Here is a 12,690-nt window from a genome sequence, read left to right on the forward strand (position 1 = left end):
GCGCCGAGTGAGTCTAGTGCGTCACCCGGAGCCCAGGGGCAACCCCGATCGGCGACCTGCGATCCACTCGGTAGAATGGTGACGATCATCCCAACCAACCCCCGAGGAGAGATTCGGTGGACGCGTTCCTGGGCGCCCTGCTCCTGCTCAGCTCACTCATCGTCGCCGCCTATTTCGTCGCCACGGGCGTCGGCCGCTTCGTCGGCGGACGCGCGACGGGATTCACCTCGCTCGGAGCCCCCCGCGTCTCCTTCCCGCGCTCGGCGCTGCTCGGCCTGGCCGAGATCGCCGTGGGCGCCGGCATCATCCTGGTCCCCGCCCCGGGCGGCATGCTCGCCGCCTACCTCGCCATGATCGGCTCGGTCGGCTACGCCTGGCTGGCCGTGCGCTCCTACCGCTCTGACGCCGCCGAGCGCGCCACCCGGACGCAGGCCGCGGCCACGATCGGCCTGGCCGGGCTGTCGGTGGTGGCGATCGTGGACTCCTTCGCGCTCACGCCCCCGGTCGTCCGCCTGCTCGATCCCGTCAACCTCGCCGCGCTGCTGGCCCTCGGCGCGGCCGCGGGCGGCGCCCTGTACTGGCAGCGCCGCTCCACCGCGGCCCCCCAGCGCGCCGTCGAGGCGCCCGAAGCCGTCCACTCGTGATCGTCCCGCCGGCCTGGGGGATCCCGGTCATCCTCGTCGTGGGGATCGCCGTGGTCTTCTTCGGCTGGTGGTGGGACCGGCGAGCCACGCGGATCGCGCTGGAGGGGTACACCCCGCAACCCGAGGTCGACGCCGAGCGGGCCGACGACCCGGACGCCGCCGCTCTGCTGAGCCGGCTCGAGGACGCGGTCACGGTGCCCACGGCGGCGAACCCGGCGTTCCTCACGCTGAAGCCCGGCCCCGACGGGCCGGCCGGCCCGCTCGCGGCGGTGCACCGCCCCTTGGTCCTGCTCGCGGACGCCGCCCTGTCCGACCCCGTCGCGCTCGTCCCGGCGCTGCGGCACGCCCGCGCCGAGCAGCGCCCGCTCGTCCTGGTCGCGACCGAGCTGGACGCCCGCGTCCTGGAGACCCTGGACGCCAACGCCCGCACCGGGCGGGTGACCACGCTCGCCCTGACGGCCACCCCGGAGGCGCTCGCCCGGCTCAGCGAACTGACCGCTGCGACGCCGCTGACCGCCCAGGACTGGACCGCGGGCTGGCTGCCCGCGAACGCCTGGGGCACCGTGGACGGCTGGGTCGCCGATGCCACGCGGTCCTGGCTGCTGCTGCCCGCCTGAGGCCGCGAGGCGACCCCACCTGAGAAACTGCGCGGCCGGTCGCTCAGCCGGCAGGGCCGGGCGCCCGCGGCTCGGGCGCCCGGCGCCCGCGGGTCGCCAGACGGTGAAACCCCTGACCACAGGCCTCAACCCTCGACCAACCCTCGAGGGAGCGCCGATCCGCGGACGGTCGGGTCGACGGGCCGGGATACACCCCGAGCGAGACCCAAACCTGCTCCGACAAGGCACGATGCCCGGCGAAGCGCCAGCGGCGCGGCTGCGTGGTCCCGGTGCCCGAACGGTTCGATGCTTGAACTGATTCTCAGATCTGAGTTGAACCCCGCCTCCCCTCAGGTTGTACTTGCTGCACGCTCCTTCCTTCCCCGGGCGTACGACCACTGCAATAGCTTGGTCGCCCGCGGGCGACCCCTCGGGAAGGGATTTCCACGTGCGACGCGCGGGACGACTCAAGAGCAAGATCGCGGCCACCGCCATGGCGGTCACGATGCTGGGCGCGAGCGGCGTGGTGTTGTCCGCCGGCGCCTGGGCCACACAGACCATGAGCGCGACGACCTGGGTGAACGTCCGCTCGGGCCCCGGGACCTCCTACGGGGTGCTCGGCGTGCTGAACCCCTCCCAGACGGTGACGTCGACCACCACGCAGGGCGGGTGGCACAAGATCACGGCGTCCAACGGCCTGACCGGCTGGGTCTACCAGACCTACCTCAAGGCCGTCGCCGGCTCCTCGGACGCCGGCTCGGGCTCCACGGGCTCGGGCTCCACCGGGTCGGGGTCGTCCGGGACGACCACCCCCGCCGCCGGAACCGCGACCGCGATCTCCGCGGTGAACATCCGCTCGGGCCCCACGACCTCCTCGACCGTGGTCGGCGTCCTCAACAAGGGCGCCTCGATCCCGGTGACCGGCACCAAGTCGGGCGGCTGGACCGAGGTCGTCCACAACGGCGTGAACCGATGGATCTCCACGAACTACCTGACCACCGGCTCGGTGTCGACCTCGCCGGTCGCCGGTCAGGTCCGCACCACCGCGGAGCTGTACCTGCGCACGGGCGGCTCGTTGTCCTCCCCGCCGGACGGGCTGCTGCCGGCGAACTCGGTCGTGGACACCACCGGCAAGACGACCGCCGACTACACCGAGATCATCCACAAGGGCGTCAACCGCTGGATCGCCACGCGCTACACCAAGCCCGTCACCAGCGGACCCACCACCCCCGGCGTCCCGCCCGTCACGGGGACCGTCACGGTCACGGTCGGCTCGCTGTACGTCCGCGCCACCTCGGCCGCCGACGGGACGGTCGTCGCGACCGTGTACCGCGGCGCGAGCCTGCAGACCACGGGCGTCACCGAGGGTGACCGCCTGCAGATCGTCTACCAGGGCGCCGTCCGGTGGGTCTTCAAGGCCTACACCAGCGCGGGCGCCAACAACGCGGTCGACCCGGGCGACACGGTGATTCCGCCGGGGCTGACGACCTCGGGCATCTCGCAGCTGAACGGGAACGCCAAGGCCGTGTTCAACCACGTGGTCGCCACCTACCCGCAGATCCGGACGATCTACGGCTGGCGCGCGTCCTCGAACTGGTCCTCCGATCACCCCAACGGCCGCGCGGTCGACATCATGATCGCGAACTGGTCGAGCCAGTCGAGCATCGACCTGGGCTGGGCGATCGCCAAGGACTTCGCCGCGAACGCGTCCAAGTACAACGTGAGCTACATCATCTACCGCCAGCAGCAGTACAACGCGGCCTACCCGTCGCGCGGCTGGCGGATGATGGAGGACCGCGGCAGCGCCACCGAGAACCACATGGACCACGTCCACGTGTCGGTGAAGCCCTGACCGTTCGCCCGTTCTGATCGCGAAGGCCGTGTCCGTTTCGGACGCGGCCTTCCGCGTTCCCGCGCCGGTCGAGCGCGCCCCCGCTACCGGGACGCGCGCAGGTCCTCCACGAGGCGGGGCGTGCGCCATCGTGTGACCTTGGTGGGCCACGAGCGCCACGGGTAGGCGAGCCGCACGACGTAGTAGTTGAGGTACTCGACCACCCCGAAGAGCCAGACCGCCACGACGAGGGCCGCGCCGAGCGGGTCCGTCGGCAGCCACAGCACCGCGGCGACCAGGCCCGCCAGCAACAGCACGGGGTTCAGCAGGCGGAACGTCCGATAGACCGCCGCGACCGGGGCGGGCATGGTGCCGCCCAGCCAGGCGCGGGCCGCCAACCAGTACACCCCGGCCTGCACGAGGATCAGCAGCAGCGGGACCAGCGCCGCCCAGAGCCCCGCCCGGCCGTGCGGCCCCCCGAACAGGCCCAGGGGCGCCACGGCTGCGGCGCCGCCGAAGATCGCGGCGGCCGTCAGTTCGCCCGCGCCCAGGCTCGTGTAGCGGCGTCGGAGCCGCGCGTGTTCGTCGCTCAGGTCGTCCTCCCGGGGGTCACCGTCAGGCTAGCCTCCCGGGAGGGGCGAGCGGGTCGGTCAGGGCTGAGCGGGCGCCAACGAGGACGCGAACGCCTCCAGCGCCTCGTAGGCCAGATCGCCGCTCACGATGGTGACCGCGTCGCCGCGCAGGACCAGCGAGCGGGTGCGGTCGTCCTCGGACACGTAGCGTTGCCAGGCGACGCCCGCCACGTTCGAGTCGCCGTCGGGCCGGCCGTCGCGGGTGACCTGCTGCACGAACAACTCCTGCGAGGCGTCCCGCTGGTCCAGGCCGATGTAGATCTGGCCGGGCGTGAGCATCCCGAGCTGCCACGTGTCCCCGGCCGCCGGCTCGCCGTTCAGGCCGGGTCGGCCCTCGGCCGTCCAGCGGGCGCGGGTGGCGACCCAGCCGTCCGGCAGGTTCTGCGGCACGAGCACCGGGTAGGACGCCTCCGCGGCGGCCTGCCTTGCGACCGGCTGGTAGTCGATCGGCTGGATGGGGGCCTCGGGCGTGCGCGTGAAGAACGCCACGACGAGCAGGATGGGCACCATCAGCACGGCCATCGCCACGATCATCTGGATCACGGTCGAGTTGCGCTGCGGTCGGGCCATGCCCGCGATCCTCCCAGACCACGCAAGCCGCCCCGACCAGCGCACCCCCGCCGGACGCCACGGGCGCCGCCGACCCCGCTCAGGACGAGCCGCCCCCGTTCGAGACGAACCGCCCCCGCTTCCGACGAACCGCCCCCGCTTGCGACGAGCCGCCCCCGCTTGCGACGAACCGCCCCCCTTCGCGACGAACCGCCCCCGCTTGCGACGAACCGCCCCCCTTCGCGACGAACCGCCCCCGTTCGCGACGAACCGCCCCCTCTTGTGACGAGCCGCTCCCGTTCGCGACGAACCGCCCCCGCTTGTGACGAGTCGCCCCCTTTCGGCGCAGACGCCCCCGTAGGAAAGGGGGCATCTGGCGCAAAAGGGGGCGACAAGCACGTGGACGAGCGCCAGGTGCCCCGATGGGGGGCCCGCCAGACAGAGGCGATGGCACAAGGAACTCGCCGTTCCGTGGGAACCACCCCCAGTTGTGACGAACCGCCCCCGCTTGCGACGAGTCGCCCCCTTTCGGCGCAGACGCCCCCGTAGGAAAGGGGGCATCTGGCGCAAAAGGGGCGGCAAGCACGTGGACGAGCGCCAGGTGCCCTGATGGAGGGCCAGCCACACAGGGGCGATGGCACGAAGGAACTCGCCGCCCGGTGGGAACCGCCCCCACTCGACGCGAGACGCCCCCGCTTGTCCGAGCCACCCCCACTTGCGACGAGCCACCCCCGCTCGCGACGAACCGCCCCCGCTTGCGACCAACCGCCCCCTCTCAGCCCAGACGCCCCCGCAGGAAAGGGGGCATCTGGCGCAAAAGGGGGCGGCAAGCAGGTGGCGAGCGCCAGGCGCCCCGGCCACGCCCCGCTGCGAGCCGAGCGTCACCAGGCGGTGTCCTCCAGCATGTCGGTGACCAGGGCGGCGATCGGCGAGCGCTCCGAGCGGGTGAGCGTGACGTGGGCGAACAGCGGGTTGCCCTTGAGCTTCTCCACGACCGCGGCGACCCCGTCGTGCCGGCCGACGCGCAGGTTGTCGCGCTGCGCGACGTCGTGGGTCAGTACGACCTTGCTGGCCTGCCCCATCCGCGACAGCACGGTCAGCAGCACGTTGCGCTCCAGCGACTGCGCCTCGTCGACGATCACGTAGGCCCGGTGCAGCGACCGGCCGCGGATGTGGGTGAGGGGCAGCACCTCGATCAGCCCGCGGGCGACCACCTCGTCCAGCACCGTCTTGTGGACGATCGAGCCGAGCGTGTCGTACACCGCCTGCCCCCAGGGCGCCATCTTCTCGTGCTCGGTGCCGGGCAGGAACCCGAGTTCCTGGCCGCCCACGGCGTACAGCGGCCGGAACACGATCACCTTGTCGTGCTGGCGTCGCTCCATCACCGCCTCCAGCCCCGCGGCGAGCGCGAGTGCCGACTTGCCGGTGCCGGCCTTGCCGCCCAGCGACACGATCCCGACCGACGCGTCGGTGAGCAGGTCCAGCCCGACGCGCTGCTCCGCCGAGCGGCCCCGGAGCCCGAACACGTCCCGCTCGGAGTGGATCAGGTGGAGCCGCCCGTCCGGACGCAGCCGCGCCAGCGCCGAGGACGCCCCCGCGCGCGCCACCACGCCGGCGTGCACCGGCGCGTCCAGCGGCGCCGTGACCGAGCCCTGGTCGTAGAGCTCGTCGAGCACGGACGCCGACACCTCGGCCTCGACCAGCCCCGTCCATCCGGTGTCGGCCGGGATCTCGTGGCGGTACTCCTCGGCCAGCACTCCGACCGCTGCGGCCTTGATCCGCAGCGGCAGGTCCTTGCTCACCAGCACGACGTCGCGGCCCTCGTGGGCGAAGTTCGCCGCCACGGCCAGGATGCGGGAGTCGTTGTCACCCAGCCGGAAGCCGACCGGCAGGACGCCCGGGTCGGTGTGGTTCAGTTCGACGTGCAGGCGGCCGCCCGCGTCGTTGATCGCCACCGGCTGGTCGAGGCGGCCGTAGCTCGCGCGCACGTCGTCGAGGAAGCGCAGCGCCTTGCGGGCGAAGAACCCCAACTCCGGGTGGTGCCGCTTGGCCTCGAGTTCGGTGACGACGACCAGCGGCACGATGACCTCGTGCTCGGCGAAATGCAGCAGCGCGTTGGGATCGGACAGCAGCACCGAGGTGTCGATCACGTAGCTGCGCACCCGCACGGCGGTGCGGTGGTGGAGGTCGGGGCTGATGGCGGGCTGGGTCACGTCGGTCCCTTCGTCGGGGCCGAGACGGACGCTCCGCTCGGCCACGGATCGTTCAGCCGAGAGCATCCCGTCGGGGAAGGAGTCGCATGGAGTCCTCTCGAGGGCGCCCTTCGGGGGCGTCCTGCTCCGACGGTAAGTCGCGCCGCGCGGTTTCCGCGGAGAACACGCCCATGCGTCACCGGAAGTTCATGTCCGCGAGCCCCGAGGCGACCCACCGGCACCCGTGCCACCGGTTGGCTCCACCCGCCCGGCGCCGCGCCCCGACAACCGCGCGGCGACCGGCCCATCCGCGGGCGCGGATACCTACGCTGGCGGCCATGACCGGGCTCACAGATCCCCTCGACCGTGTCCACGCGCTCGTCCCGACGCCGGGCAGCCTCGACGCCTCGGGGGAGGTCACCGAACTGCCGACACCCCTGACCGTGAGCGGCCCGGCCGACTGGGCCACGGACGCCGTCGCCCGGCTGTCCGGACTGGGCGCCGTCCCGGCGGCCGCCGACGGCGTCCTCGCCCTGACGGCCGACGACGCGCTTCCGGCCGGGGGCTACCGCCTCGAGGTGGGCGAGGGCCGCGTCGCGCTGGCCGCGTCCGACGCCGGCGGGGCGGCGTCCGGGATCAGCACCCTGCAGCAGTTGCTCGACCCGCGCCTCGCCCTGCCGGCGGCACCCGGCGTGCCGCGCACTCTCGCGCGCTGCACGATCGTCGACGCACCCGCTTACCCGTGGCGCGGGGCCCACGTGGACGTCGCGCGGCACTTCTTCCCGATCGCGTGGCTGTTCGGCTTCGTCGACACGATCGCCGCGCACAAGCTCAACGTGTTCCACCTCCACCTGACCGACGACCAGGGCTGGCGCTTCGAGGTGCCCGGCCACCCGCGCCTGACGCAGGTCGGGTCGCACCGGCCCGGCACCCGGTTCCCCACGCTCCCCCGCCACGACGGCGTCCCGCACGGCGGGTTCTACACCACCGATCAGTTGCGCGCCCTGGTCGAGTACGCCCGACAGCGCGGCATCACCGTCGTGCCGGAGATCGACGTCCCCGGCCACGTCCGCGCCCTGCTCGCGGCCTACCCCGAATACGGCTGGGGCGAGAGCCTGGGCGTGTCCACCGAGATGGGCATCCACCCCGAAGTGCTGTGGCCCGACGAGAAGGCGCTCGCCCTCGTGGAGGACATCTTCGCCGCCCTGCTCGACGTCTTCGACTCCCCGATCATCCACATCGGCGGCGACGAGTGCCCCACCGACCAGTGGCGCGACAACCCCGCCGCGGACGCCCTCGTCGCCGAGTACGGCCTCGACGGCGTCCACCAACTCCAGCGCTGGTTCACGCTTCGGCTGGTGAGCTGGCTCGCCGAGCGGGGCCGCCGCGTCATCGGCTGGGACGAGATCCTCGACGGCGGCGATGTCCCGGGCGCGATCGTCATGAGCTGGCGGGGCAGCGAACCCGGACGCCGCGCGCTCGCGGCCGGACACGCGGTCGTGATGGCACCGGCCCCGACCCTGTACTTCGACTACCTGCCCTCCGACGACCCCGACGAGCCGTTCGCCCGGCGTCCGGTGGTGACCTGGCAGGACGTGGCCTCCTACGACCCGGCGGCCGGCATCCCCGAGGCCGAGCGCGGCGGCCTGCTGGGGCTGCAGGGCCAGATCTGGACCGAGTTCCTCGCCACCACCCCGGAGGTGGAGTACCTGGTGTGGCCGCGGCTCGCCGCGGTGGCGCAGGTGGGCTGGTCGGGTCCCGCCGACCCGGACGCCTTCGAGCCGGTGCTGGCCGCCCACCTGGCCCGGCTGGACGCGCGCGGCGTCAACCACCGGCCGCTGTCGGGCCCGCTGCCGTGGCAGCGCGGCGGCACCGGTGCCCGCCGGCTGGTGGAGTGGACTCCGGAGGACTACTACGCCATCAAGGAGGACTGATCACCGGGTGAGGGTTCCCCAGGGGCATCATCCCCGGCCGTCAGCGCCGTTTCGACCCGGAAGCGGCGCCGTTCGGCCAGACTGCCCCGCCGACCGGTGACAACATCCGGCAGGGCTTGACCGGAGGCTTCGGCGGCCCACTAGCGTCGGACCATGCCACGTTCCGACCGCTTCCGGCCCGCGACCCATCCCCGCCCCCGGACCGGCCAGATCATCGAGGGGCCGCACTGGCGGATCACGGTGCTGACCGACCGACTGCTCCGGCTGGAGTGGTCGGCCGACGACCGCTTCGAGGACCGCCCGACCCAGGTCGTGTGGCACCGCGACCTGCCCCCGGCGGAGTTCACGGCGACCAGGCAGGGCGACGGCGTCCACCTGGACACCGGTGCATTGTCGCTGCAGTACGACGGCCGGCGGTTCTCCCCCGGTGGCCTCAGCATCCGGCAGGACGACGCGCCCGGCCACCACACGGTGTGGCACTACGGCGACCCGGAGCCCGTGGTGCGCCCCACCCGCGGCAACATGGGCGGCACGGCCCGCACCCTCGACGAGGTCGACGGCGCCACGCAACTGGGGCCCGGCGTGGTCTCGGCGCTGGGATGGGCCACGCTGGACGACTCGGCGTCCCTCGCGCTGGGCGAGGACGGCTGGCCCACCCCCCGCGTCGGCGACGTCGACCTGTACTTCTTCGGCTACGGCCACGACGCCCCCGCTGCGCTGCGCGGCTTCTACGACCTGACCGGCCCGCAGCCGCTGCTGCCCCGCTGGGCGCTCGGAAACTGGTGGAGCCGCTACCACCCCTACACCGCGGACGAGTACACCGCCCTCATGGACCGGTTCGCCGCGGCCGACCTGCCGTTCTCGGTGGCCGTGATCGACATGGACTGGCACTGGGTCGACCTCGAGCCCGGCCACGGCTCAGGCTGGACGGGGTTCTCCTGGAACACGGGGCTCTTCCCCGACCCGGACGCCTTCCTCGCGGGCCTGCACGAGCGCGGCCTGAAGGTGTCGCTCAACCTGCACCCCGCCGACGGCGTCCGCTCGTTCGAGGACGCCTACCCGGCGCTGGCCCGGCGGCTGGGCCTGGACCCGACCGCGGGCGCGCCGATCCCGTTCGCCGTGGACGACCCGGAGTTCATGGCCGCCTACCTCGACGAGGTGCTGCACCCGATGGAGGCCGCCGGCGTCGACTTCTGGTGGCTCGACTGGCAGCAGGGCACCGCCTCCGGCATCCCGGGGCTGGACCCGCTCTGGTTGCTCAACCACGCCCACTACCTCGACTCCGGGCGCGACGGCGGCCGTCCGATCACGTTCAGCCGCTACGCCGGCCCGGGGTCGCACCGCTACCCGGTGGGCTTCTCCGGGGACACCGTCACGTCGTGGGAGTCGCTGGACTTCCAGCCGTACTTCACCGCCACGGCGGCCAACATCGGCTACGGCTGGTGGAGCCACGACATCGGCGGCCACATGTTCGGGACGCGCGACGACGAGATGGTGGCCCGCTGGTTCCAGCTGGGCACCTTCTCCCCGATCAACCGGCTGCACTCCACGGCCAGCCCGTTCCAGGGCAAGGAACCGTGGATGTTCGGCGCCGAGGCGGACGCGGTGATGAGCGACGCGCTGCGGTTGCGGCACCGGCTGCTGCCCTACCTGTACACGATGAACGAGGTGGCCCACCGCGCCGGCACGCCGCTGGTCCGACCGCTGTACCACGCCGATCCGCGCCCGGAGGTCGTCTTCCACGCCGCCGACACGTTCCTGTTCGGCACCGAACTGCTGGTGGCGCCGATCACCACGCCGCGCAACCGGCGGACCGGACACGCCGCCGTGACGACGTGGCTGCCGGACGGGGACTGGGTCGACTTCTTCACCGGACGCCGCTACACCGGCGGCCGGTTCGTGACCCTGCACCGCACCCTCGCCCAGTACCCGGTGCTGGCGCGCGCCGGCGCGATCGTGCCGCTCGTCGGCGGGGACGACCTCGGCGTGGCGAACCCGGCCCACGTGGTGGCGCGCGTGTTCGCGGGCGCCGACGGCGCGTTTCGCCTGTACGAGGACGACGACGCCCTCGACCCCGTCGTCGCCCGGACGCCGCTGACGTGGGACGCGGCCACGGGAACGTTCACGATAGGCCCCGTCGACGGGGATCCGTCGGTGCTGCCGCCCCGCACCTGGACGGTCGAACTGGTCGGGGTCGCGCCCAACACCGCGGGCGGCGTCTCGACGAGCTACGACGACGCGACCGGGACGCTCACGCTGGATCTCGGGGAGGTGGACCCCACGGCCGGGGCGTCCCTGAGGCTGGACGCCGCGCCGACCCCGTCCGACCCGCGCACCGACGCGGTGCTGTTCGACCTGATCACCCAGCTGCAGGTCGGCTACCCCGACAAGCACACGCTGTGGGAGTTCCTCATGACCAATCCCTCCCCGGGCCGCCGGATCGCCGGGCTGCCGGCCCTGCCGATCGCCGACGACATCAAGGACGTGGTCGCCGAGGTGCTGCTCGCCCAAGCGCAGCCCTGAGGCCGGCGCCGCCGTCAGCGGCCGTAGCGGCGTTCGCGGCTGGTGTAGTCGCGCAGGGCGCGCAGGAAGTCCACGCGCCGGAAGTCGGGCCACAGCGCCTCGCAGAAGTAGAACTCGCTGTGCGCGGACTGCCACATCATGAAGCCCGACAGCCGCTGTTCCCCCGAGGTGCGGATGATGAGGTCGGGGTCGGGCTGGCCCGCGGTGTAGAGGTGCTCGGCGATGTCGTCGATCTCCAGGGTGCCCGCCAGTTCCGCAAGCCGCGTCCCCTTCTCCGCCTCGGACGCCAACAGCTTGCGGACGGCGTCGCGCAGTTCGTGGCGGCCGCCGTAGGCCAGCGCGACGTTGATGCGCATCCCGGGGTTGGCGGCGCTGGCCGCCTCGGCGTCCACGAGCGCGGCCGCCATGTCGGGAGGCAGCATCGTGAGGTCGCCCACGCACTTGACCCGCCAGCGCCCGGACGCGGCCAGGTCCACGAACAGCCGCTGGATGACGCCCAGCAGCGGCCCCACGTCGGAGGTGTTGCGGGTCAGGTTCTCGGTCGAGAGCACCCACAGCGTCACGACCTGGATGCCGACCTCGTCGCACCACCGCACGAACTCCTGCAGCTTGTCCGCTCCGGCCTGGTATCCGGCGACGAGCGGCTCGCCGGGCGCGTTGAGGCGCGCCCAGCGACGGTTGCCGTCGGCCAGGACGGCGACGTGTCCGGGCAGCCGCCCACGGTCCAGCTCCGCGACGAGCCGCTGCTCGTAGGTCGAGTAGAGCAGCCCGGCGGGGTGCAGCCGGTCCGCGAGCTCCCGAGCGCGTTCACCCCACGACATGGCGTCAGCGTAGTTCGGTCAGCGGGCCACCACGTTGCGCAGCGTCTCCCCCGCCTGAAGGCGGGCGACGTTGTCGTTGAGCAGGGCGTTGGAGCCGTACGCGACGCCCCCGCCACGTGGGGGAAGATCACGGTGTTCGGGGCGTCCCACAGCGGGCCGTCGGCCGGGTAGGGCTCCGGGTCGGTGACGTCGAGGGCGGCGCCGCCGAGCGTGCCGTCGGTCAGCGCCGCGACCAGGGCGTCCTGGTCGACGGTGACGCCGCGGCCGACGTTGATCACCCAGGCGTGATCGGGCAGCAGCGCGATCCGCTCGGCGTTGAGGGCCTTCTGGGTGTCGGGGGCGCTGGGCAGCACCATGACGAGCACGTCGGTCTGCGGCAGGAGCGTGGGCAGGTCGGCGTCCGTCACGACCTCGAAGCCGGCGCGCTCGCCCGCGCTGTTGGCCACGCCCTTCACGTGCGCGTTCAGCGTGGTGAACAGGCGCGCGATCTGCTGGCCGATGGCGCCGAAGCCCCACACCAGCACGTTGGTCTCGATCAGCGACCCGAGGCGTCCGTTCGGGCGCAGGGTGCGCCACTCGCCGAACTCGCCGTGCTCCCAGCGGTGCTCCCGCTGCGCCGCCAGCATCTCCGGCACCTGCTTGATGCCGGTCAGCGCCAGGGTGAGGGCCGTCTCGGCGACGGTGAAGTTGTGCAGGCCGCGGCCGTTGGTGATGGTCACGCTGTCGGGGAAGCCCGCGGCGAGCACGCCGTCGGGTCCGGCGGCCAGGGTCTGCACCCAGCGCAGCTGCGTCGCCTCGGTCGCGAGCTGCGTCACGACGGGGACGTCCAGCCCTGCACGATGGCGGCGTCGGCGTCCAGGTGCTCGGCGGGGATCGGCTCGCGCTCGTCGACGGAGACGACCTCGACGCCGGCGGGCGCCTCGAACTCGAACGGGGCATTGTTGGTGGCGAGAATCTTCACGACGGAC

General features: G+C 72.9%; 10 protein-coding genes and 1 pseudogene. 5 read left to right on the top strand and 6 right to left on the bottom strand.

All coding sequences use genetic code 11. The features are described from left to right. Window positions 1–116 precede the first annotated feature (116 nt). The 3 genes from G7070_RS03770 (at window position 117) to G7070_RS03780 (ending at window position 3,092) form a co-directional block, all read left to right on the top strand. The gene (locus G7070_RS03770; protein WP_166232065.1) at window positions 117–644 is read left to right on the top strand and encodes a hypothetical protein; all 528 of its coding nucleotides are present in this window, start codon (window positions 117–119) and stop codon (window positions 642–644) included. Continuing rightward, the gene (locus G7070_RS03775) at window positions 641–1,261 is read left to right on the top strand and encodes a hypothetical protein (RefSeq protein ID WP_166232067.1); all 621 of its coding nucleotides are present in this window, start codon (window positions 641–643) and stop codon (window positions 1,259–1,261) included. The genes G7070_RS03770 and G7070_RS03775 overlap by 4 nt, the downstream gene beginning before the upstream one ends. A 427-nt stretch (window positions 1,262–1,688) precedes the next feature. Continuing rightward, window positions 1,689–3,092, top strand: coding sequence for an SH3 domain-containing protein (locus tag G7070_RS03780; protein ID WP_166232069.1), 1,404 nt, complete (start codon window positions 1,689–1,691; stop codon window positions 3,090–3,092). 83 nt (window positions 3,093–3,175) lie between these two features. On the opposite strand, the gene G7070_RS03785 is transcribed toward G7070_RS03780, so the two are convergent. From G7070_RS03785 to G7070_RS03795, 3 genes are all read right to left on the bottom strand, one after another. Beyond that, window positions 3,176–3,571, bottom strand: coding sequence for a hypothetical protein (locus G7070_RS03785; RefSeq protein ID WP_206079933.1), 396 nt, complete (start codon window positions 3,569–3,571; stop codon window positions 3,176–3,178). 150 nt (window positions 3,572–3,721) lie between these two features. Further along, window positions 3,722–4,273, bottom strand: a complete 552-nt coding sequence (locus G7070_RS03790; protein ID WP_166232071.1) for a DUF4245 domain-containing protein — start codon at window positions 4,271–4,273, stop codon at window positions 3,722–3,724. A gap of 860 nt (window positions 4,274–5,133) precedes the next feature. Then, on the bottom strand, window positions 5,134–6,465 hold the full coding sequence (locus tag G7070_RS03795; RefSeq protein WP_246227292.1) for an RNA 5'-3' helicase PhoH2: 1,332 nt from the start codon (window positions 6,463–6,465) through the stop codon (window positions 5,134–5,136). A gap of 317 nt (window positions 6,466–6,782) precedes the next feature. On the opposite strand from G7070_RS03795, the gene G7070_RS03800 reads away from it, so the two are divergent. Together G7070_RS03800 and G7070_RS03805 are read left to right on the top strand one after the other, a co-directional pair. Then, complete coding sequence (locus G7070_RS03800) at window positions 6,783–8,378, top strand: beta-N-acetylhexosaminidase (protein ID WP_166232075.1); 1,596 nt, start codon at window positions 6,783–6,785, stop codon at window positions 8,376–8,378. A gap of 153 nt (window positions 8,379–8,531) precedes the next feature. After that, window positions 8,532–10,901 (top strand): glycoside hydrolase family 31 protein, encoded by a 2,370-nt coding sequence (locus tag G7070_RS03805; protein WP_166232077.1) that lies wholly within the window; start codon window positions 8,532–8,534, stop codon window positions 10,899–10,901. 14 nt (window positions 10,902–10,915) lie between these two features. Here G7070_RS03805 and G7070_RS03810 read toward each other — a convergent pair whose 3' ends face one another. The 3 genes and pseudogenes from G7070_RS03810 to G7070_RS03815 form a co-directional block, all read right to left on the bottom strand. Continuing rightward, a complete protein-coding gene (locus G7070_RS03810) occupies window positions 10,916–11,722 on the bottom strand; it encodes an isoprenyl transferase (RefSeq protein WP_166232079.1) in 807 nt (268 codons plus the stop codon). Window positions 11,723–11,844: 122 nt separating this feature from the next. Further along, window positions 11,845–12,537 (bottom strand): annotated as a pseudogene (locus G7070_RS18365) (NAD(P)-dependent oxidoreductase); the annotation flags it as partial. Continuing rightward, the gene (locus G7070_RS03815; protein WP_166232081.1) at window positions 12,534–12,683 is read right to left on the bottom strand and encodes a hypothetical protein; all 150 of its coding nucleotides are present in this window, start codon (window positions 12,681–12,683) and stop codon (window positions 12,534–12,536) included. The gene G7070_RS03815 and the pseudogene G7070_RS18365, both read right to left, overlap by 4 nt. Window positions 12,684–12,690 lie beyond the last annotated feature (7 nt).

This window comes from Propioniciclava coleopterorum (assembly GCF_011393335.1).
GTDB classification, from domain to species: Bacteria; Actinomycetota; Actinomycetes; order Propionibacteriales; family Propionibacteriaceae; genus Propioniciclava; species Propioniciclava coleopterorum.

Excerpts from the sequence above, each read along its gene's own strand:
- G7070_RS03790 (WP_166232071.1), bottom strand. The coding sequence starts at position 4,273 with ATGGCCCGACCGCAGCGCAACTCGACCGTGATCCAGATGATCGTGGCG.
- G7070_RS03800 (WP_166232075.1), top strand. The coding sequence starts at position 6,783 with ATGACCGGGCTCACAGATCCCCTCGACCGTGTCCACGCGCTCGTCCCG.
- G7070_RS03805 (WP_166232077.1), top strand. The coding sequence starts at position 8,532 with ATGCCACGTTCCGACCGCTTCCGGCCCGCGACCCATCCCCGCCCCCGG.
- G7070_RS03810 (WP_166232079.1), bottom strand. The coding sequence starts at position 11,722 with ATGTCGTGGGGTGAACGCGCTCGGGAGCTCGCGGACCGGCTGCACCCC.